The organism is Bradyrhizobium macuxiense, assembly GCF_007993935.1.
GTDB classification, from domain to species: domain Bacteria; phylum Pseudomonadota; class Alphaproteobacteria; order Rhizobiales; family Xanthobacteraceae; genus Bradyrhizobium; species Bradyrhizobium macuxiense_A.
Genome location: NZ_VITY01000001.1, coordinates 222,238 through 243,786 on the forward strand (window position 1 = coordinate 222,238; position 21,549 = coordinate 243,786).

The following is a 21,549-nucleotide window of genomic DNA, read 5'->3' on the forward strand; positions in this document are numbered from 1 at the left end:
GCGGATTCACGCCGGCCAAGCGGCACAATTTCCTTGATTTTTGCCCCTTGCGTCATGCTAGAAGGCGCTCCAGCGTGCCGCCCGGCGGCGCCTGTGCCGATTTCATCATGAGCCGCCCTGTTCGCGCCCTGTCGCTGAAGATGGCTCCAACCGGTTGATTGATCGACGTCAATCAAGGGAACGCGTCAATCAAGGGAACACAATGCCTGAAGTCATTTTCACCGGCCCCGCTGGCCGTCTCGAGGGCCGCTATCATCCGGCCAAGCAGAAGAACGCGCCGATTGCGATGATCCTGCATCCGCATCCGCAGTTCCACGGCACGATGAATCACCAGATCGTCTACCAGTGCTATTATGCGTTTGCGCATCGCGGCTTCTCGGTGCTGCGCTTCAACTTCCGTGGCGTCGGCCGCAGCCAGGGCTCGTTCGATCACGGCACCGGCGAATTGTCCGATGCCGCGAGCGCGCTCGACTGGGCGCAGGCGATCAATCCCGAGGCGCGTGCCTGCTGGGTTGCGGGCTTCTCGTTCGGCGCATGGATCGGCATGCAGCTCCTGATGCGCCGGCCGGAGGTCGAGGGCTTCATCTCGATCGCGCCGCCCGCCAATCTCTACGACTTCTCGTTCCTCGCGCCCTGCCCGTCGTCGGGCCTGATCGTGCACGGCGACAAGGACGCCGTGGTGCCGCCCAAGGACGTCAACACGCTGGTCGAGAAGCTGAAGACGCAGAAGGGCATCGTGATCGACCAGCAGGTCATCCCCGGTGCCAACCATTTCTTCGACGGCAAGCTCGAGCCGCTGATGGAGACGGTGACCGGCTATCTCGACATGCGGCTGGCTAACGTCCGCTGAGCCTCTTGTAGGATGGGTGGAGCGCAGCGATACCCATCATCGCGCCACGCGGCACCAAGTCGATGGGTATCGCTTCGCTCCACCCATCCTACGAAGTACGACTCACACTGAGCGCGGATTTTGTAGCCCGGATGCAGCGAAGCGAAATCCGGGACTGCTCTCGCGGCGGATGAGAACCCGGATTGCGCTTCGCTCCATCCGGGCTACGCATCCCTTACTCCGGCGCCAGCTTCAGCGCCGCAATGCCGATCAGCACCAACGCGATCCCGGCGACCTTCATCGGATTCAGCGCCTCGTTGAACAACAGCACGCCCATGGTCAGCGTGCCGGCCGCGCCGATGCCGGTCCAGACCGTGTAGGCGACGCCGACGCCGAGCACCTGCAGCGCGCGTCCGAGCAGGAACACGAACGCGGCGAGCAGCAGCAGCGAGACCAGCGTCCAGCCGAGCCGCGTATAGCCCTCGGCATATTTCATCGAGATCGCCCAGCCGACGTCGAGAAGACCGGCGAGGACCAGCGCGATCCAGGCAATCGAATGCGACATGGCTCAGGCGGCAAGCTTCAGCATGTGCGCGCGGTGGCCGACCAGGAACGCGTGCAGCAGCGCGGGATAATCGGGTGACACGGCGCTGCGTACGCTCGGCCGCTGCGCCAGCGCGCTGCGCCACCCGCGCAGCTTCGGCGTGTGGGTGAAGACCGCGAGATCGGTCAGCTGATCGAACAGATCGAAATAGCGGAAGATCGGCGCGAACACCGCATCCACCAGACTGAACCTCTCACCTGCGAAGAACGGACCCGCGCCGAGCGCAGCCTCGACGCGCGCGAATTTCGCGGCGACCGCCTGCCGCTTGCTCTCATGGGTCGCGGCATCGGTTGCGGTCTCGAGCCCCCAGAGGTCGCCTAGAATGGCCGAGCCGAACTCCATCCAGGCGCGATGCTCGGCGCGGGCGAGCGCGTCCTGCGGATGCAGCTTCGCGCCGCCTTGCGTCTCCTCGATGTACTCGCAGATCACGTTGCTCTCGAACAGCGCGACCTCCTTGCCGTCGTCACCGGTCACGACCAGCACCGGCACCTTGCCGAGCGGCGAGATTTTCAGGAACCAGTCCGGCTTGTTGGCGAGATCGATGTCGATCCGCTCGAACGGCACGCCCTTCTCCTGCAGCGCGATCACCGCGCGTTGCACATAGGGACAGAGCTTGTGGCTGATCAGCTTCAGGGGGGCCATGACGAACCTCGCGTTCAATGCAACTGCATCCAACTAAATGCAGCGGCATGGAACTGTCAAGGTAGATGCATTTGCATCTAAATCACGGTCGCGCGATGATGCCCCCGGTCATCGGGATCGGCACCCCCGTGGTGGCGGGGTAGCTCAGCGGCAGGCCCTTCATGCCGCGTGCGGCGAGGAAGCCGAACGCCTGCGCCTCGATCGCGTCCGCCGCCCAGCCGAGCGCCTCGGCGGGCTCGACGGTCGCCGGCGCCAGCCGCTCGCGCAGCATCCGCAGCAACGTGAGGTTGGAGGCGCCGCCGCCGCAGATGATCCAGCTCTTCGGCCGCTTCGGCAGCAGTGGCACGACGCGGGCGATCGCAGCCGCGGTGAACGCGGTCAATGTCGCGGCGCCATCGGCCGGCGCCACTGCACCGAGCTTCAGGCCCGCAAAGTCGTTGCGGTCGAGCGATTTCGGCGGTGGAACCGAGAAGAACGGCAGCTTGAGCGCCTGCGCGATCCAGGCTTCGTCCGGCTTGCCGAGCGCCGCGAACTTGCCCGCGGTGTCGAACGGCTGATGCATCTGGCGGAACATGAAATCGTCGAGCAGCGCATTGCCCGGCCCGGTGTCGCAGGCGATTAGTGTGTCCAGGCCATCGATATATGTAATGTTGGAAACACCGCCGATATTGACCACGACGATCGGCCCCTCGCGGTTCAGCGACTGCGCCAATGCGCGGTGGTAGACCGGCACGAACGGCGCGCCCTGCCCGCCCGCCTCGACGTCGGCGGCACGGAAATCATGCATCACGGGAATGTGGATCGCCTTGGCAAGCGCCAGGGCGTCGCCGATCTGCACCGTCAGCCTCCGCTCGGGGCGATGCAGCACGGTCTGGCCATGGAACCCGACGATGTCGATCTCCTGGGGAGAAATCCGGTGCTGCGCCGTGAAGGCGGCGACCGCCTCCGCGTGCGCTGTCGTGACGGCCTGTTCGGCCTGCCGCAAAATCCCCGGCCGGGCGTCGCGTTGCGACAGGTGAACGGCCTCGGTCAGCGCCTGGCGCAGCAGGCTGCGCTCGCCTTCGGTATAGGGCCGATAGCCCGAGGGCCCGAAGGCCTTGATCTGGCGGCCGTCGGTCTCGATCAGTGCCACGTCGACCCCATCGAGCGAGGTCCCGCTCATCAGACCGAGTGCCGTTAACATCATCTTGGAAGCGCCCCAGCCGGGAACCCCCGGCTTGTCTCAAACAAGTACATCCTATAATGCCACTGCGCGTCCGCCTGCGGCAGCCTCAAGCATCAGGGTTCCGCAAATAGATGCAAAAACCGTAAAACAAGAATGATCTGGCTCGCCGACAAATGACTGCATTTAAATCGGATTTCCTGAACACTCTACAGGAACGCGGCTTCGTTCACCAGTGCTCCGATTTCGAGGGCCTCGACGCGCTTGCCGCGAAGGGCGAGGCCACCGCCTATGTCGGCTATGACTGCACCGCACCGTCGCTGCACATCGGCAACTTCCTCACCATGATGATGCTGTACTGGCTGCAGCAGAGCGGCAACAAGCCGATCACGCTGATGGGCGGCGGCACCACGATGGTCGGCGACCCCTCCGGCAAGGACGAGACGCGCGCGATGCGCACGGTCGCGGAGATCGAAGCCAACAAGGCCTCGATCCGCGGCGTGTTTGCCAAGGTGCTGCGCTATGGCGACGGGCATTCCGACGCCATCATGCTCGACAACGCCGAGTGGCTGACGAAATTGAACTGGATCGAGATGCTGCGCGACATCGGCCGGCACTTCTCGGTCAACCGCATGCTGACGATGGACTCGGTGCGGCTCCGGCTCGAGCGCGAGCAGGAGATGAGCTTCATCGAGTTCAACTACATGGTCTGCCAGGCCTACGACTTCGTCGAGCTGTCGCGCCGCGCCGGCTGCCGGTTGCAGATGGGCGGCTCCGACCAGTGGGGCAACATCGTCAACGGCGTCGATCTCGGCCGCCGCATGGGGACACCGCAGCTGTTCGCGCTGACCACGCCGCTGCTGACCACCGCCTCCGGCGACAAGATGGGCAAGACCGCCAAGGGCGCGGTGTGGCTCAATGCCGACCAGTTCTCGCCCTACGACTTCTGGCAGTACTGGCGCAACGTCGAGGACGCCGACGTCGTCAAGTTCCTCAAGCTGTTCACCATCCTGCCGATGGGCGAGATCAACAAGCTGGCGGCGCTGGCGGGCGGCGAGATCAACGAAGCCAAGAAGGTGCTGGCGACCGAGGCAACCGCCCTGCTCCACGGCCGCGACGCCGCCAATGAGGCTGCCGAGACCGCGCGCCGCACCTTCGAAGAAGGTGCGCTGGCCGAAACCTTGCCGACGGTGGAAATTCCGCGCGGCGAGTTTGAAGCCGGCGTCGGCGTGCTCGTCGCCTTCGTCAAGGCCGAGCTCGTCGCCTCGAACGGCGAAGCCCGCAGGCAGATCAAGGGCGGCGGACTGCGCGTCAACGACGCTGCCGTCACCGACGAGAAGATGCTGCTGACCTCGGCCAATCTCACGCCGGAAGGCGTGGTCAAGCTGTCGCTCGGCAAGAAGCGCCACGTCCTGCTGAAGCCTGCATAGGCGCATTCGCTTTTGTCGGTTGTGGGGAGTGCGGAAAGCGCGCTCCCTGCTTTTCGATGGATCAGACTACGTCTCCGAACGACACGCTCACTGCGCCGGCGAAACAGTCGCGCGTCGCACTGAACGTGCTCGCCCTCTGCTTCGTGCTATCGGTGCTCGGGCGCGGTCTCAGCGACAGCTTCACGGTCTTCCTCAAACCGATCTCGGAAAATTTCGGCTGGGACCGCGCCTCCGTCGTATCGGTCTATTCGCTGACCTGGCTTGCCAGCGGCCTGACCTCGCCGCTGGTCGGGCGGCTGTTCGACCGCTCGGGTCCGCGCGTGGTCTATGCGCTGGGTCTGGCGCTGCTCGGCTGCGCATTCCTGATCGCGTCGCGCGCGCACCAGCTCTGGCAATTCCAGCTCAGCGTCGGCCTCTGCGTCGGCTTCGGCACCGCGCTGATCGGCAACGTCTCGAACTCGATCCTGCTCGGCCGCTGGTTCGGACCGCGGCTGCCGACGGCGATGGCCGTGATGTATTCGGCGACCGGCGCCGGCCTCCTGGTGCTGCTGCCGTTGTCGCAGGTGCTGATCGACCGGATCGGCTGGCGCGAGGCCTATCAGGTGTTCGGCATCGCCGCGCTCTGCCTGCTCGTTCCGCTGGTCTTTCTGCCGTGGCGGCTGCTCGCCGGCGGATCGCCGCACATCGTCAAGAAGGTCGAGACCGGCCTGATCGACGAAGGCTGGACGCTGCTTGCCGCGATGCGCCATCATGCCTTCTGGGCGCTGTTCTCGACCTTCTTCTTCACCGCGATCGCGATGTACGCGCTGACGGCGCAGATCGTCGCCTACCTGATCGACGTCGGCTTTCCGCCGCTGCAGGCCGCCACCGCCTGGGGCTTCTCCGGCGTCGCGCTGTTCGTCGGCATGCTCGGCGTGTCCACGCTCGACGGCATCATCGGCCGCCGGCCCTCGGTGCTATTCAGCTACGGCGTCTCGATAGCAGGCATCATCCTGCTCTGGCTGCTGCAATGGTATCCGAACTACTGGCTGCTCACCGGTTTCGTGATCTGCTTCGGCAGCATGATCGGCTCGCGCGGTCCGCTGATCACGGCGACCGCGCTGAAGATCTTCCGCGGCGAGCGCGTCGGCACGATCTATGGAACGATCATGATCGGCAGCGGCCTCGGCTCCGCGCTCGGCTCCTGGGGCGGCGGCCTGATCCACGACTGGACCCACAGCTACAATCCGCTGATCGCCTTCGCGCTCGTCAACGTAGTGCTCGGCCTGATTCCGTTCCTGGTGGTGCCGGCGCTGCGGCGCTGAGTTCGGACGCGTGTGCCCGCCTCCCCTCGGAAGGCGGCGCGGAAGCCGACATGAGTGCATGTCGGCCTGGGCCAACAGGCTGCATTCGCGAAATGAAAGAGGCCGCCAACTCAAGCGGCCTTGAGTGGATGGCTCCCAATTTCTTGGTTGCGAGAGCCGATCTTCTAGTCCGGTACTATTAGTCGCAACGACGGACCCTGCGCATCGAACCGTCGTCACGCTCGATCGTGACGGTGCGGCATCCGCGATATCCGCGATCATAATCGTACGCGCGATAAGCGCGTCGATCATAGTCTCGATAGTAACGGTGCTCCGGACCCACTCTTACGCCGCCGAGCGGAGTATCGACGGCAACCTGAGCTGACGCAGGTGCAACGGAGATCGGCGTGGCCATAGCGAAACCAGCAACCGCCAGCACACCAGCCAATAACAGTGTCCTCATGAGGGCTCCTCCTGAGTTGTTGAATTGCTCTCCAACATCCCAGATGGAGCAAGGTTCCTGCGCGAACGTCATCCAGACGGCGGACGGCTTGGGGCGCCCGCCTTCGATGGTTGTGGACAGAAAACCGCCGTGCATGTTCCCGAACCAGAAACGTCTGTTGAAGGTTAAAAGCTGACGATGACCGCTTCCAATCTCCGCCTGCCTTGGAAGCAGATTTGCGGATAAGCGCAGGTCCACCGTTCTGGGCGCACGCAGCAAATTGCGCCGGGTGCCGATGAGACCGATATTGTCGCAGGTGTCGGCTCGATCTAGGCTTCCACCCGCCGAGGTCCTCAATGGATATCAAACGGGCGTTACCCCATCCGAAACTTCGCGGTGTCCTGCGCTCGTTCGAGGAAAGGCGCGTGGAATTGGGGAGCGCCGTGCTGGCCTGGCCGGTCGCCGCACGGCCGCATCAAATCCTGGATATCCACCTGGCTGAGCCATATCGCGTACGCATCGACGGCGGCGAGGCCTGCACGACGCCGGACGTGGGCGTGGTCGGACCGCAAACCTATTGCCGCGCGCATGTTTGCCTGTCGGGCTCCGTGCATGTCTTCAACATCCTGTTTCAACCGACCGGCTTGAACCGCTTGGTTGGGATCGACATGACCACCCTGGTCAATCAGGACCCGGCAGCCAGCGATGTGCTCGGCAAATCCGCCACGTCGCTTGGCGATGCCGTGCGCATGGCGCCTGATTTCGACCTGCGCGTCGCCGCGGCCGAACGCTGGGCCGAGGCCATGCTCGAGAAGCGCGGCCCGGACTGCGCAATCGCCGCCGCGTCACGCCGGATGATCAGCGTCCAGGGACGCACGCGGATCGAGGACCTCGTTGCAAATTCCGGCCTCAGCACCAGCCAGTTCCAGCGTCGTTTTGCGGCGCAGGTCGGAATGACGCCAAAACTGTTTGCGCGAACCATCCGCTTCGACCGGGCGCTGGTCGCCCGCCGCGATGCGCCGCACCGCTCCTGGACCGACATTGTCCACGAACTCGGCTATTTCGATCAGGCCCATTTTATCCGCGAATGCCACGCTTTCGCCGGCTTGCCGCCAAGCAGCCTCATCGGCGATTGGGACAACGTCTTTTTCCCCGGCTGATGACCAAAATCTACAAGCGCTTTCGATCACGCGTCCCGCAAGGTCCGGCTTTCTTGGGAGGCCAGCATGACAGCGAGAATGACGCGGCGCGAACTCGGCGGCGTCGCGTTTGGCATCGCCGTCGCCGGCCCGAGAGCTGGAGCAATGAACATGCCGACCAACCTTGAGCGCTTCAAAGCCATCGTCGAGCGCGGCTTTTCCCAGGGCGACCTCACGGTCGCGGACGAAATCTGCGCCGAGACGCTGATGGAACATGAGTATCTGTCGAAAACCGATATTCCGGGACCGCAGATCCTGAAAGCGCAGATCGAGGATGCGCGGCGCAGCATCAAGAACCTGACGCTCTCGATCGAGGCAATCGTGGAAGCCGGCGATACGGTGTGGGCGCGGAGCAAGGCAACCGGCGTTGATCCTCGTTCGGGAAAACCGGTCGCCATCGATGTCATCGACATTTGTCGATTTGCGGACGGCAAGCTGGTCGAACACTGGGGCGTGCCCGACCGGTTTGCGCTGCTTCACCAGATCGGAGCGCTGCCGCCTCCGCCGGGACCGCGACCTTAATTGTTCGTCGTCGGCAGGTCGTTCGGGCCGTACTGCTTGAATTCGAAGATCTTGCGCGTCAGGCCGGGCGCCAGCGCGGAGATCGGGTTGACGCGCAGCACCGGGGCGCTCGGTGTTCCCACCACTTCATAGGTCACGCCGATCAGGCCTTCATTGCTGCCGGCGCCGAGGAAAATCCCGAAGAACGGGATCTGGCCGAACATGTTGTTCAACCCGTACATCGGAATGAAGGTGCCGTTCATCCGCACCTGGTTGCCGATATAGTCGATGCTGCCTTCGATGGTGGCGCCGATGCTCGGTCCCTTGACCACGCCGTTGCGGATCGACAGCTGGCCGCTCTGGCGAGTGAACTCGGCGCGCAGCGCGTCGAACCCGATACCGTTCTGGGTGCTGACCGGCCCGCCGGCGACGGCGCGATCGAGCTGAGTTTCGCCTTTCACCGAGAAGCCGGTGATATTGATGAGGCCTTCCCTCGGGCCCGGCTCCGGGATCGGCGGCTCCATTGCCAGCGTGAGCTGGCCGCCGACCACCTTCGAATAGGTATCGATGAAGCGCAGGAACGCACCGGCGTCGCCGGTCTGCAGATAGATCACCTCGCGGCCCTGCTGGCGTCCGCGCATATCGACGGCGACGGGCGTATCGCGGCCGACCTTGCCACTCAGCGTGAACGCCTTGAAGAACCCGTTGCGGCGCGAGATCTTGGCATCGACGCTGCGCAGCGCCTCGCCGTTGAAGCCGGCCACCGCACCGAGTTTCAGATCGACATCGAAATCGGTGGTCTTGGTCTTGCTCTTGGGATCGCTGTCGCGGCCGGAGATCGCCGATTTCAGGAAGCCGCGGCCGTCGAACACGTCGCCGCGCATCGTCACCTTGATGACGCCGTCGGGCCCGCGATCGGCGCGCAGCGATGTCTTGTCACCTTCCGACGGCGCATAGGTCGGGAAGTTCGCATTCATGAGATCGCCGTTCTGGTCGACCTCCAGCGCGCCCTTGATCGAAACGCCGGCGCCGTCGATCGAGATATCCTCGAACCGCGTCGATTGTCCCTTCGGCACCACGTTGAACGTCGCCTTGCCGGCCCTGCCCTGCGTCTTGACCCAACCGGGCAGGATGTTGTCGAGCTTGAGCTGGGTCAGGTCGGCCTCGACGCCCATCTTGGTGGTCGGATTGTCGCCGCTGCCGATCTTGCCGCTCAGCTTGATCGGGATCGCACCCGAGACGGCAGGACCGAGATCGAGTCCGAGACGCGCGCGGCTCGCATCGTCAAGCGTTGCCTGCAGCTTGACGTCGGCATCGCCGTCGGTCGGCTTGCGATAGTCGAGCGAGGCCGCCTGCCCGTTGATCTTGACGTCACCCTTGACCTGGAAGCCGGCGTTGCTGGCAACCAGCTTCAAGGTGTTGGCCTCGAGCTTCTGGTTCATCACCAGCTTGTCGACGGCGACGCCGGTGATGTCGGCGGCGACCGAGTACATCGTATCGGCCTTGGTCAGCTCGCCCTTCACCGGCATGCCGAGATTGATCGTCGCCGTGACGTTGCCTTTGCTGGCGTTGGGATCGATCGGCGGACCGGAGAGATCGCTGAGCCGGTCGGACGCCAGGATCTCGGCGGCGGCCGGCACCGGACAGTCGACCCGGAACTTGACCTTCGATGGCGACGGCTTCGGCGCCATGTCCGGCACCTCGAAGGTGAAATCCGTCAGCGTGATCTTGCGGCCCGCCGGCGTGTCGGCGATGCCCTGGTTGATGGTCACGGTCGCGGTGCGGCCGGTCACCCTGGCCTTCAGGTCCGCATCATGCACGGCGGGCATCTGATCGACCGGGCGCACCGTGACACCAGAGGCGACGATGTTGACCGAGAGACCGTCATCCGGGATCGGCGGGCCCTTGCGCGACAGATTATGCACCGGCGAATTGACGCCGACATCGATGCGCTGGAGCGTGCCGCGGTCGATCCGCTCGAGCACCCATTCGCGCACCTCGGGCACGATGACGATCGGCCACATCCGCTTCAGCGCGGAGGCCGACATCGGCGTGCCGGCGAATCCGAGCTGCAGCCGCGGCTCGCCGGAATAGTCGATGCTGCCGGTGCCGGCGACACCGATCTCGCCATTGGAGATGTCGGCCTGGGTCAGCAGCACGCGCTTCTTCTCGGTGTCGAACCGGAAGCCGATGTTGATGCGATTGAAGATCAGCGGCGGTTCGGTCTTGTCGGCGCCGGCCAGCACGATGGTGCCGCCGGACAGTCCTGCCTGCCAGTCGGTGACATTATCGTTGGGCGGCTCAAGATGGCCGAGCAGCGTGATGCGGTTGGCGCCCGAGACGATCTTGATCGGCGCCAGCAGCACGCGCCGCCCCGAATCCCATTCGACGCTCATCTCGGCCGAATCGACCGGCATCGGGTAGTCGGGCGTGTCGGTGTCGATGATGTTGCCGGCGCCGACATTGATCTTGCCGCGGAAATAGGTCGGCAGGCCGTCGCGGCCGAGCTCGCCCTTCATCTCGCCCGACAGCGGCAGGTCGGCGGTGTAGGTGAGATCCTTGGTCCGCATCGCGAGCAGGATGTTCCGCGTGGAAACCTTATCGGCCTTGACGTCGACCGAGCGCACGCCGTTCTGCTGCGGTCCGACCAGGACGCGCACCGACCAGGGCTTGGCGCCCTCCTCGCCGAAGCTGAGCGCCACGCCGCCGCCGCTCGGGCGCCGCAGGCTCAGGCTGATATTCTCAAAGCTCCATTTGTTGCCGCGCTGCTGGTCGTCGACGACGAGATTGCCGTTCTTCAGGCCGATCTCGTTGAGGTTCTGACCGTCGAGGCCGGTCATGCTGAGGCTGTCGAGCCAGTCGAGCCCGGCAAGCAGCCCGCTCTGCGCCGAATCCGGTGCGGCCGCCGAGGGCTCGGACGCGGCCGGCGGCGCGGCCACCGGCGGCGGCGCTGTTGGCGACGGACGCGGGAATGTCGGCGGCAGGCCGGCCTCCCGCTTGGAGGCAACGCCGGTGGCGAGCGGCTTTGCGGTGTCGCCGGCGGACACGGTCACATTGCCGTCGGGCGTGATGCGCACCGATAGTTCCGCGTCGACCAGATTGAGGCTCTCCGCCCGCAACTGGCCCATCAGCAGCGCCGTCCCAGACAACCGCACTTCGGCTTTCGGCGCGCTGGCAACCACCGCATGGTCGCGGTCGCGGACGATGATGTCGCGAATCCGCACCGCGATCCTGACCCGGCCGGCGCGCTCGATCTGGGTTCCGCCGACCTCGACCGTGTTGCCGTGGCCGATATTCTCCTCGATCGCCGCGGCCAGCCACGGCGTCGCCAAGTCGAGATTGATCGGACCTGCGCCGAGCCGCCACCACAATGCGCCGAAGCAGGTTGCAAACAGCACGACCAGCACCACGAGGACCAATCCGATGCGACGGATCCAGCGTTCGCCATGTAGCCAGCGCTGCATGCCGGAGCAGAAATCGGTGAAACGATGCAGGTTGGTATTGGAACGCGACAGCAATTGCCGCGCACGGTTGCCCGCCGCCTCATCCTGCTCGTCCCACGCGGCGTCGTCTTCCCATTGCGAGAAGTCAGCTCCGGCGCGCGGATTTGGACCCTGCGGCGACGTGTTCCTTGCCATTGCCTCTCGGTGCTGACGGCGAAGCTGCTCGCCGCCATCGGGACGCCCGTCGATTCGTATCGAGCGCTCCCGTGCCGGCATCGCCGCCTATCCTCGCCTAATCATGTTACTCGCCGATGGCCCACGGAACGGACCAAACCAACCAATCAAAAGCCAATTCAGCAAGCGGACGGGTTACGCGTCGAATTCCTTGTCACCATACTCCGTGGCCATCAAACTTGCCCAGCGGCCGATGCGAATCCGGCCACCGCGAATAAGACCCGCAATACCCCAATGGTTGAACTTCGGAAAGCGACGAAAGGAAGGCGTATGTCCAAGAAAACGCGCAAGAAATCCTCCAACACAACCGGAAAGCGGGTCGCAACAAAGGTTGCGCGCGCGAGAAGCGCAAGCACTGGGAAGTCCGCGGCGAAAACCCGCACAACGGTTGCGAAAAAGCCTGCGGCCAAAACAGCAAAGGCCAAGGCGTCTACGAAAAAGACCGCAGCGGGAGTTCAAGACAAAGCCTCGCACAAGGCTGCATCAAAACCGTTAAAGCTGGAGCCGGCCGTGACCGTGACCAAGTCGTCCGACGTCACACTTGCCGAAGGCGCGTCGGCACCTGGCTTCGACCTGCCGCGCGACGGCGGGGGCAGCGTTTCGCTGAAGGATTTCGCCGGCAAGAAGCTGGTGCTGTTCTTCTATCCCCGTGCCGACACCCCCGGCTGCACCAGGGAGGCGATCGACTTCACCCGGCTCAAGGGCGAGTTCACCGCTGCTGGTACCGAGGTGGTCGGCATATCGGCCGATACGGTTAAGGCGCAGGAGTCATTTCGAAACAAACACCAGCTGTCCGTGCCGCTGGTCTCCGACGGCGCCCATCAGATGTTGGAGGCGTACGGTGCCTGGGGCGAAAAATCGATGTATGGCAGGACCTTCATGGGAATTATTCGCACCACGGTTCTGGTCGATTCCGGTGGAAAAGTCGCCCGCATCTGGCGCCACGTGAAGGTCGACGGCCATGCCGAAGCGGTATTGGAGGCCGCCCGCGCGCTCTGACCGGAGGGGTTCCGTTTCCTGAAAATTAACCATGGCGGGCTCAAATCGGCCCCGCAGATTAGCCGTACGGAGCTTGGTCCGACCGGCCGCGGGAGTACCGATGTCGAGCCGGTCCGGTCATCACCACGAACACCAGAAACACCATCATCCCCAGGACCATGGCCGGGCACCGGCGCGCCGTCCGGCCGCCCATCACGCCGCACCGGCGGCTGCGGTGGCGGCCTCCGGCGAGGGCTATACGCTGGTTCATGCCGGCAAGCAGGTCCGGTTCGGGCCGGTCGTGTTCTGGATCGCGGTCGGCACCGTGGTTCTGCTCGGCATGTGGTCGGCGGCGACCGCGACCTATTTTGCGTTCCGCGACGACGTCCTGACCCGCCTGATCGCGCGCCAGGCCGAGATGCAATACGCCTATGAGGATCGCATCTCCGAGCTGCGCGCCAAGGTCGACCGCACCACCAGCCGCCAGTTGCTCGACCAGGAGCAGTTCGACCAGAAGCTCGACCAGATCATGAAGCGGCAGTCGACGCTGGAATCGCGCGCCACCGCGCTCGGCGCGATGCCCGATGCCACCTCGACCGGATCGATCAGGCCGCAGGGCCGCGCCGAGGCGGCGCCGTCCTCCGGCACGCCAAAGCCCTCCCCGATCAGCGACACCGTGATCTTCGTGGCGCCGCCGGACCGCGAGGCGCGGCTGGAATCGCGCGCACCGCTGATCGCCAAGGCGCAGCCGAACCAGTTCGCCAAGGCCCAGGGCGTCGACAATGTCCTGGTCCGTCTGCAGACCTCGCTCGATCAGGTCGAGCGCCGCCAGGTCGCCGCGCTCTCCTCGGTCGAGGACGGCATCGAATCGCGGGTGCGCCGGATGCGCGGCGTGATAAGCGATCTCGGCCTCAACATGTCGCAGCTCGAAGCAGCCGTGCCGCGCTCCGGCATGGGCGGCCCGTTCGTGCCGGTGAAGCTCGCGCCCGACGCCGGCGCGTTCGAGCGCCAGCTCTATCGCATCAACATCAACCGCGCGCAGATGCAGCGCCTGAACCAGACGCTGGCGCTGGTGCCCTACCGCAAGCCCGTCGTCGGCGAGGTCGAATTCACCAGCGGCTTCGGCGTTCGCAGCGATCCTTTCCTCGGCCGGCCGGCGATGCACACCGGCCTCGACTTCCGCGCCGCGCAGGGCGATCCGGTGCGCGTCACCGCCAACGGCAAGGTGGTGTCGGCGGGCTGGGCCGGCGGCTATGGCCGCATGGTCGAGGTCGATCACGGCAACGGCCTCTCGACCCGCTACGGTCATCTCTCGGAGATCGGCGTCAAGGTCGGCGAATACGTCAAGATCGGCCAGGTGATCGGCGCCGTCGGTTCGACCGGCCGTTCCACGGGTCCGCATCTGCACTATGAGACCCGCATCGACGGCGAAGCGGTCGATCCGCAGAAATTCCTCCGCGCCGGCGTCCGCCTCAGCGCAGGCTAAAGTTTCCAATCACACCTTATGTCTCTGAAACCGGCGCGGGCCAAACTTGCGCCGGTTTTGCTTTGCCGGATCAGCGGCGACCGCCGCCGCCCATGCCGCCACCTGGCCCGCCGCCACCGAATCCGCCCCCGCCGAATCCGCCGCCGGGCCCGAATGGGCCGCCACCGCCACCCGGACCAAGCGGTCCGCCGGGCGAGCCGAAGCCGCCGGGGCCAGGACCCGTCGTTCCACCACTCAGCGGATCAGGCGCAGGACCGCCGCCACCGGGCGGCAGTCCGCCGGACGGACCGGACGGCCCTCCTCCGGGCCCGCCACCCGAGCCTCCGCCGGGCCCACCCCGTCCGCCGGGTCCGGATCCGCCTCCCGGCCCGGGGCCGCCCCCTGAGCCGCGGCCCGGCGTGCCGGGGCTCCTCACCGACGAGCCCGGAAATTTGGCAACCGATTGCACCGATTCGACCCGCAGCTCGCGGGTGCCCGTCAGCTGCGCGTTGACGACCACGCGCGTATCGGCCGCCGGCGAAAACCGCGAATGGTCGCGCGCGACAAAGCCCGAGCCGAGCTGCAGGTCATTGCCGACCCGCCGCACGTAGGCCTCGATCAACAGCCGCTTCGCGCCGGCAAGATCAGAAAAGTCGTCGGCGCGGCTGCGCGAGACCTGCATCACGCCCTGCGCGACATGGCCTTCGGCCTGCACGCGCTGACCAGCCAGCGCCGCGTCGACGCCGCTGAGCTTGAGTTCGCCGATCCTTAGAGTTCCGGCGCGGTCGCGCTCGAGCGGCCCGGCGACGCGCATCGCGGCGTCATGGCGCTCCTGCACGAGACTCGCGACGACGACGCCGTCGGTGCGGCGCAGCCCGAACACCGCGACATGCGCGCCGACCTTCAGCCAGCTCTCGCGGCCGCTCCAGGCGACCTTCTGGCCGAGCACCGTCAGCTCGCCCGATTTCATCTGCTCGACCGGCCCGGTCACTTCGCTCGCCACGTCGATGCGTTTGGTCGACAGCGTGCCGCCGGCATCGCGCTCCGCCACCACGCGGGCAAGCTGTCCGATCCGCAGCGCCTTGGCGCTCGCCACCTCGCCGTCGATCCGGACCGGCACGTCGGCGGCATAGGCGACGCGCTCACCATTGACATAGATCGAGCCGAATCGCTGGATCACGCCGACGATGCCGGTACCGCCGATGCCCTGGTCGGAGCCGGTGATTCCGGTGCCGCCGATGCCCTGATCGTTGCCGCGCTTTCTGACCTGCGCGCCCGCGAGCGACGTTCCGGCGAGCCAGAATGCGGCGAGCAGCGCGCGGCGCGAGATGATTGGGCCGCTCATGTCCCGCCGCCTTCGTCTGAATCGTCATCGACCGGGCCGTCCGGGCCTTCGCGATAAATGTAGATGCCGAAATTCCAGCGATAGTCGCCGCCCTTGTCTTTTGCGAGCGCGCGGTTGGCCTCGCGGTTGGCGACCTTCAACGCCTCCATTGCCAATTCGCGCGAGCGGCCCTCGAGCCGTTTGGCCAGCTTGGCCGACAGCCCGTCGTAATGCACCGCGCGTTCGAGGAAACGCGGCGTTGCCGACGACACGTTCTGCTCGGCGGCCGCGACATGGTCGTGCAGATTGCGGCCGAGATAGTGCCATTTACGGTCGTCGTCGCCATGCGGCACGAAGGCCTCCTCGACCAGCATGATCTCGTCGCGGTCATTGATGGTGACGAGCTTGCGGTCGAGCCATTCGTCCAGCACGGCGCGCGGCCGCACGTCCTTGGTGATCGATTCGACCAGCGTCTCGAACGACGGCGCGTCGCCGTCGGCGGTGCGCGGCAATGGCAGCGGATCGCCTTTCGCATCGGTGAATTCGGGCGCGGCCAGCCAGCGCGCGATGATCGCGCTGGTGCGCGACAGCGTCGCCGGCACCGCGTTGACCGGCGCGCCCGCGCCGCGCAGCCGCGCCACCTCCTTGCGGTGGATGCCCGTCAGCAGGCTGACGCGGCTGTCGGTCTGCTCCTTGCCCTCGAGCGCGAAGTCGTGCTCGGCGACGTTGACATAGAGCTCGCGCAGCAGCTGGGTCAGCGCCGGGAATGTCATGCCGCCGCGGATGCAAAGCCGCACCAGCGGGCGCAGCATCCGCGCCAGAGGCGCGTGCAGCTTCGCTGCGGCGATCGGCGCGGACGATCCCGGCTTCGACTTCGGGGCCTTGGCATTCATGCCCAACTTTTAGCCGTCCCCGGCGTGGGACACAATCCCACCTCACTTGACGTGTGACATTTTCCCACTTATGGGAAACAAAGTCACCTCCGGACACACCGCGCGCCGCCACGGTGACCTGGCACTGCCGCCAACACGGACCGCTCCATGACGTCAACCCGATTCGACCTTGCGATCGCGGAAGCCTGCCGGATCGCCCAGGTTCCCTACGAGGAGTTCGTGTCGACGGTGATGGCGGGCGGCTATCCCTGTCTGCCGGGCGTGGTGCCCGGAACGCCGCGCCGATTCGACGAAACCGACCTGCTGGCGTTGTACATTTATGGCCGCCTGCTCGCGTTCGGCTTCGGCGGCCTGCGCGCCGGCGAATATGCCAGCCGCGTGCATGCCGGCCTCACCGCCGAGCCCCGCGCGAATTCGATCTCGATCGCGCTGACGTCGGATGGCGGCAAGCGTGTCGTCATCGAGCATGATTTGCAGCGGCCGGCAGCCGCGATGCTGCCCGAGCGAATCCATTTCGACATCCCCGCCATCAGGCGCCAGTTGCAGCAGCCGACCGAACGCAGCACCGCCGAGCCGGCCTGACGCTCCGCTGGAAACTCCCGCCTTCGGCGATCGCCCGCGCCGTCGCGGGGCGATCGCGCCGTCATGCGTTCCGATCCTTCCTCCCTCAAAAAAGTTGTCCACTGCCTTACGTGGGACATAATCCCACATTTTAGTCCGACGCCATTGACGTGTGAAATTTTCCCACGTATCCAGAATCCATTCAGCAGGGAATCCGACCAATGTCTCTTCGTTCGGCCCGCGACCCCGAATCCGGTCGGTTCGCCGCCATCACCCTCCGCTTCACGCCGCAGGCGCCGTTCTGCTTCACGCCGCGGGCATTCTCGTTCACGCCGCGGGCGGCTTGCGGCCCGATCGAGCCGGTGTTTCCGGCGCTGCTGCGCTCGGCGGTGTTCTTCGCCGCGCAGGCGCTGCCGTTCGTCGTCGCCCTGTACGCAGCATGATCCGGATCGAGCCGCCCATGATGGTTCTCAACCAGCCGCCGGCCCCGCGTCCGTCGGTGCTCCACATCTTCAAGGTCTACTACCCCGACCTGTTCGGCGGCACGCTGACGGTGATCCGCGACATCTGCGCCTCCCTGAAGGACACGTTCAACGCCGCCGTGCTGGTCTGCTCGCGCTCCGGCGGCGAGCGGCAGATCGTGGTCAATGACGTCGCCGTCGAGCGCGTGCATTCATTCGGCGACGTGCTGTCGCTGCCGGCGGCGCCGACCTATCCGTGGCGGCTGTGGCGCCGCATCGCCGAGCATGATCTGCTGGCGCTGCACGCGCCCTTCCCGCTCGCCGACCTCGTGTTCGCATTCGGGCTCGGCCACACGCGTCCGCTGGTCGTGCACTGGCACGCCGACATCGTCTCGCACGCGGCACTGCGCTTCCTGGTCGAGCCGATGATGCGGCGAACCTTGCGGCGGGCGTCTGCGATCATCGTCTCCGATCCGGTGCTGGTCGAGACGACGCCGCTGCTGCAGGAGTTTTCCGACAAGTGCCACGCCGTTCCGTTCGGCGTCGATGTCGAGAAATACGACCGGCCCGCCGCGCAAGGCGACGACGTCAACGCCCGCGGCCGCCTCGTCCTCGCCTGCGGCCGGCTGGTGCCCTACAAGGGCTTCGACGTGCTGGTGCGATCGGCGCACGCACGCAATTTCGAGGTCTGGATCGTCGGCGAGGGCCGCGAGCGCGAGCATCTCGAGCAGCTGATCCGCGACTATGGCCTGCAGGACCGCGTCCGCCTGCTCGGCTCGGTGTCCGAGAGCGAACGCGTCAAGCTGATGCGCATCGCCGACGTCTTCGTGATGCCGTCGGTGACCAATGCGGAAACCTTCGGGCTGGTCCAGCTCGAGGCGATGGCGGCGAGCCGTCCGATCGTCAACACAGCGCTCGACACCGGCGTTCCCCATGTCGCCCGCCACGGCCTCGAGGCCATCACGGTGCCGCCCGGCGATCCCACTGCGCTCGCCGATGCCATCGAGACGCTGATCAACGATCCGGAGCGGCGCCGCCGCATGGGCCAGGCCGCGCGACATCGCGCGCTGACCAAATATTCGACAACAGCCTTCAAGGAGGGAGTGGAGACGGTGTACCGCAAGGTCGTGTCCGAAGAGGCCGCCGCAAAGGACGCAGGGTCACTAGCCCCAGCCCCGCGCCCCCAAACGGCCGGTCTCATTGGCGCGATCCAGATCGCCGGCGCGCTGGCCTGGTCTGACGTGCGCCATCGCTACGTCCGCTCCCTCCTTGGACCCTTCTGGATGTCGATCCAGATGGCGATCATGGTGGCCGTGCTCGGCTCGGTCATCGGCCATCTCTCCAACGCCAGCGCAGTGGCGCGGCTGCCGATGCTGGCGGCAAGCCTCACCGCCTGGACCTTCCTCAACAGCGTCGTGCTCGACGCCACCACCGCGCTGCAGGGCTCGGCGAGCCTGATCAAGGATCGCGCACTGCCGCCGGTGATCTTCCTGCTGCAATGTACCTTCCGCCAGGCGCTGTTCGCGGCCCACAACGCGGTGGTGCCGCTGGTGCTGTGGCTCGCGCTGACGCCGAGGGATATCGGCGGCGCCATCGCCGCCCTGCCCGGCCTCGTCCTGTTCGTCGTCTCCGCACTCGGCGTGAGCCTCGTGCTCGGCGCGCTGGCGACCCGCTACCGCGACATCAAGCCGATCATCGAATCCTCGCTGACGCTGGCCTTCCTGGCCTCGCCGATCATCTGGACACCCGAGATGATCGACCGCGGCTCCACCGTGATGCGGCTCAATCCGCTGACGCATCTTTTCGCGGTCTGGCGCGATCCGCTGGCCTCAGGCCATGTCGCGATGACCAGCGTGATCTACGTGCTGGCCTGCCTTGCCGCGCTCGCGGCCGCCGCGGTCGTGACCATCACTCAATTGCGCAAAGCGGCGTTCTGGATCTAGGCATGGCACGCATCGACCTCCAAGACGTCTGCCTCGATTATCCGCTGTACGGCGCCTACGACTTTTCGCTCAAGCGCCGCCTGCTCGGGCGCCTGTTCCGGCAAAGCAGCGAGATGCGCACCATCCGTGCGATCGACAGCATCTCGATCGACGCAAAGGCCGGCGCACGCATCGGCCTCGCCGGACCGAACGGCTCCGGCAAGTCGACATTGCTGCGGCTGATCGCCGGCGTCTTTCCGGCAACCAGCGGCAAGGTCGAGATATCAGGCAATATCGTGCCGTTGCTCGGCCTCGGTGCCGGCGTCAATCTCGATTTCGTCGCCGCCGACAATATCAGCCTGCTGCTGCGGATCTCGGGACGCAAGCCGACGCCGGCGATCCTGGAGGAGATCTGGGCCTTCACGGAGCTGGAAGAGCGCATGCAGCGGCTGCCGCTGCGGATGTTCTCCTCGGGCATGCTGATGCGCGTGCTGTTCGCGACCGCGACCGCCTTTCCCGCCGACATCCTGCTGCTCGACGAATGGCTCAGCGTGGTCGACGAGAATTTCTCGGCCAAGGCCGAGCAGCGGTTGCGCAAGATGGTCGAGACCGCGGCGATCGTGATCATCGCCTCGCACGACCACGCGCTGCTGCGCCGGACCTGCAACAGCATCATCAATCTCGATCACGGCCGCATCGCCAGCACCGTTGCGCTGGATGCGCCCGTCCCGCATCACCTCGAGCTCAGAGAAATCAGCGCATGACAAAGATCCTGGTCGTCAGCGAGGCGCTCGGCGAACCGAACCACAAGCGCGGCATCTTTCATTTCACGCGCGAACTAATCCGCTCGCTGGCCGGCGACGGCCACCAGCTGACGCTGCTGGTCGAGACCACGCGGCGTTATCGCAAGCTGCGCCGCCGCCAGCTGCGCACGAGGCTGCTGCCCGACGGTTCGCGGCTGATCGAGCTACTCGCGCTCTATCGCTTCCTCGACGAGGCCGACATGAATGCGCCGGTGATGCGCAGCAGCGGCGGCCTGCGCCGCACCATCGACTGGTTCCGCGGCAAGCTGCGCGCCGCGACCTCGCTGGAATTCGCGGTCAGCTTCCTGCGCGCGCTGCATCTGCTGCCGGCCGGCGTCAGCCTGATCGAGAACCATGCCGACGGCCTCGAATACATCCCGACCGATCTGCGCCATCTCAGGCTGTTCGGCGATTTCCTGCTCGAACCCGGCTTCTACAGCTATCAGGACACCTCGGCGCTGCTGCGGCTGCCGCCACCCCGCGTCGATGCGCGCGGCTACGACGTCATTCTCATCGACACGCCGACGCGGGTGGCGATCCAGCGCAAGCGCGGCGCCAAGGTGATCTGCGTCGTGCACGACCTGCTGCCGCTGACCGACCTCAAGCTCAGCGACGTCGCAACGCGGCTGTTCCTGTCGCGCCTGTTCACCAGCCTGCAACAGGCCGACGAGCTCGCCTTCGTCTCGAACTACAGCCTCGGCCGCTTCCGCGCCCTGCTGCCGCAGTTCGCGCATCTGCCGGCGCGGGTGGTCTATCCCCGCACCAAATTCGACGCCGCGGCGCTGCTGGCACCGGGTGCACCGAGCGGACGGCCCTACTTCGTCGTGATCGTCTCCGCCGAGCCGCGCAAGAACCTTGCCGCGGTCATCCGCGCTTTCCGCAAGCTGCCTCAGGCCGATCTCGTCGTGATCGGCTACACCGGCGACCCCAGCCTGACCCGCAACGCGCCGCCCAATGTCCGCTTTTCCGGCTATGTCGAGGAATACGAGAAGGCCGCGCTGATCGCCGACGCGCATGGCCTGATCATGCCGAGCCTCGCCGAGGGTTTTGGCGTGCCGATCATCGAGGCGCTGGCCGCGAACACGCCGGTGCTGTGCTCCGACATCGCGGTGTTCCGCGAGGTCGCGGGCGAGCTCGCAGACTATTTCGACCCGTTCTCGATCGAGTCCATTGCTACCTCGGTCACCCGGGTGCTGGCGCAGCAGGAGCAGTGGCGCGAGCGGATCCGCGAGCGCCGGACCGAGCTCGCCGAACGCTTCGGCCACCACACCCAGGCGCGCGACCTGCTGTCGCATCGGGTCGCCGTCGAGAGCGTGACCTCGGTGCCCGCGGCGTCTGCCGCGATGGCGGCATTCAACGGCGCCACCGTGTAG

At 65.9% G+C, this 21,549-nt stretch carries 19 protein-coding genes; 12 read left to right on the forward strand and 7 right to left on the reverse strand.

Features of this window, described 5'->3' with window-relative positions; all coding sequences use genetic code 11:
- The first annotated feature begins 202 nt into the window (after positions 1-202).
- Positions 203-850: an alpha/beta hydrolase gene (locus tag FBZ93_RS01070; RefSeq protein WP_016843213.1), complete on the forward strand. Its 648-nt coding sequence runs from the start codon at positions 203-205 to the stop codon at positions 848-850.
- A 214-nt stretch (positions 851-1,064) separates the two neighbouring features.
- Here the strand turns inward: FBZ93_RS01070 and FBZ93_RS01075 are convergent, their stop codons facing one another.
- The 3 genes from FBZ93_RS01075 to FBZ93_RS01085 form a co-directional block, all read right to left on the reverse strand.
- Positions 1,065-1,394, reverse strand: coding sequence for a DMT family transporter (locus FBZ93_RS01075; RefSeq protein WP_146984160.1), 330 nt, complete (start codon positions 1,392-1,394; stop codon positions 1,065-1,067).
- Positions 1,395-1,397: 3 nt separating this feature from the next.
- Entirely contained in the window at positions 1,398-2,075 is a 678-nt protein-coding gene (locus FBZ93_RS01080) for a glutathione S-transferase family protein (RefSeq protein WP_146984161.1), read from the reverse strand.
- Between the two features lie 82 nt (positions 2,076-2,157).
- The gene (locus FBZ93_RS01085; RefSeq protein WP_146984162.1) at positions 2,158-3,261 is read right to left on the reverse strand and encodes an anhydro-N-acetylmuramic acid kinase; all 1,104 of its coding nucleotides are present in this window, start codon (positions 3,259-3,261) and stop codon (positions 2,158-2,160) included.
- 152 nt (positions 3,262-3,413) lie between these two features.
- On the opposite strand from FBZ93_RS01085, the gene tyrS reads away from it, so the two are divergent.
- Positions 3,414-4,667: a tyrosine--tRNA ligase gene (tyrS, locus tag FBZ93_RS01090; protein WP_146984163.1), complete on the forward strand. Its 1,254-nt coding sequence runs from the start codon at positions 3,414-3,416 to the stop codon at positions 4,665-4,667.
- 56 nt (positions 4,668-4,723) lie between these two features.
- Positions 4,724-5,971 (forward strand): MFS transporter, encoded by a 1,248-nt coding sequence (locus FBZ93_RS01095; RefSeq protein ID WP_146984164.1) that lies wholly within the window; start codon positions 4,724-4,726, stop codon positions 5,969-5,971.
- A gap of 178 nt (positions 5,972-6,149) precedes the next feature.
- On the opposite strand, the gene FBZ93_RS01100 is transcribed toward FBZ93_RS01095, so the two are convergent.
- Positions 6,150-6,749: a hypothetical protein gene (locus FBZ93_RS01100; RefSeq protein WP_146984165.1), complete on the reverse strand. Its 600-nt coding sequence runs from the start codon at positions 6,747-6,749 to the stop codon at positions 6,150-6,152.
- Between FBZ93_RS01100 and FBZ93_RS01105 the strand changes: the two genes are divergently transcribed.
- Complete coding sequence (locus FBZ93_RS01105) at positions 6,749-7,552, forward strand: helix-turn-helix domain-containing protein (RefSeq protein ID WP_146984166.1); 804 nt, start codon at positions 6,749-6,751, stop codon at positions 7,550-7,552. The two genes, FBZ93_RS01100 and FBZ93_RS01105, sit on opposite strands and share 1 nt — an antisense overlap.
- A 66-nt stretch (positions 7,553-7,618) precedes the next feature.
- Entirely contained in the window at positions 7,619-8,113 is a 495-nt protein-coding gene (locus tag FBZ93_RS01110; protein WP_146984167.1) for an ester cyclase, read from the forward strand.
- On the opposite strand, the gene FBZ93_RS01115 is transcribed toward FBZ93_RS01110, so the two are convergent.
- Positions 8,110-11,811 carry a DUF3971 domain-containing protein gene (locus FBZ93_RS01115; RefSeq protein ID WP_146984168.1) on the reverse strand — a complete coding sequence of 1,234 codons (3,702 nt, stop codon included), beginning with the start codon at positions 11,809-11,811 and terminating at the stop codon, positions 8,110-8,112. The two genes, FBZ93_RS01110 and FBZ93_RS01115, sit on opposite strands and share 4 nt — an antisense overlap.
- 228 nt (positions 11,812-12,039) lie before the next feature.
- Between FBZ93_RS01115 and FBZ93_RS01120 the strand changes: the two genes are divergently transcribed.
- Both FBZ93_RS01120 and FBZ93_RS01125 read left to right on the forward strand, forming a co-directional pair.
- Complete coding sequence (locus FBZ93_RS01120) at positions 12,040-12,768, forward strand: peroxiredoxin (protein ID WP_167528865.1); 729 nt, start codon at positions 12,040-12,042, stop codon at positions 12,766-12,768.
- Between the two features lie 100 nt (positions 12,769-12,868).
- Positions 12,869-14,233 carry a M23 family metallopeptidase gene (locus tag FBZ93_RS01125; RefSeq protein WP_146984169.1) on the forward strand — a complete coding sequence of 455 codons (1,365 nt, stop codon included), beginning with the start codon at positions 12,869-12,871 and terminating at the stop codon, positions 14,231-14,233.
- A gap of 70 nt (positions 14,234-14,303) precedes the next feature.
- Here the strand turns inward: FBZ93_RS01125 and FBZ93_RS01130 are convergent, their stop codons facing one another.
- Positions 14,304-15,557, reverse strand: a complete 1,254-nt coding sequence (locus FBZ93_RS01130) for a DUF5666 domain-containing protein (RefSeq protein WP_146984170.1) — start codon at positions 15,555-15,557, stop codon at positions 14,304-14,306.
- Positions 15,554-16,429, reverse strand: a complete 876-nt coding sequence (locus FBZ93_RS01135) for a DUF6502 family protein (protein WP_146984171.1) — start codon at positions 16,427-16,429, stop codon at positions 15,554-15,556. The genes FBZ93_RS01130 and FBZ93_RS01135 overlap by 4 nt, the downstream gene beginning before the upstream one ends.
- Before the next feature lie 147 nt (positions 16,430-16,576).
- On the opposite strand from FBZ93_RS01135, the gene FBZ93_RS40425 reads away from it, so the two are divergent.
- The 5 genes from FBZ93_RS40425 to FBZ93_RS01165 all read left to right on the forward strand — a co-directional run bounded on the left by FBZ93_RS40425 (position 16,577) and on the right by FBZ93_RS01165 (position 21,549).
- Entirely contained in the window at positions 16,577-17,011 is a 435-nt protein-coding gene (locus tag FBZ93_RS40425) for a hypothetical protein (RefSeq protein ID WP_167528866.1), read from the forward strand.
- 200 nt (positions 17,012-17,211) lie between these two features.
- Positions 17,212-17,433 (forward strand): hypothetical protein, encoded by a 222-nt coding sequence (locus tag FBZ93_RS01150; RefSeq protein ID WP_146984174.1) that lies wholly within the window; start codon positions 17,212-17,214, stop codon positions 17,431-17,433.
- A gap of 20 nt (positions 17,434-17,453) precedes the next feature.
- The gene (locus FBZ93_RS01155; RefSeq protein WP_433995376.1) at positions 17,454-19,394 is read left to right on the forward strand and encodes a glycosyltransferase; all 1,941 of its coding nucleotides are present in this window, start codon (positions 17,454-17,456) and stop codon (positions 19,392-19,394) included.
- Positions 19,395-19,396: 2 nt separating this feature from the next.
- Positions 19,397-20,137, forward strand: a complete 741-nt coding sequence (locus tag FBZ93_RS01160) for an ABC transporter ATP-binding protein (RefSeq protein WP_146984176.1) — start codon at positions 19,397-19,399, stop codon at positions 20,135-20,137.
- Complete coding sequence (locus tag FBZ93_RS01165; RefSeq protein WP_167528867.1) at positions 20,134-21,549, forward strand: glycosyltransferase family 4 protein; 1,416 nt, start codon at positions 20,134-20,136, stop codon at positions 21,547-21,549. Before FBZ93_RS01160 ends, FBZ93_RS01165 begins: the two co-directional genes overlap by 4 nt.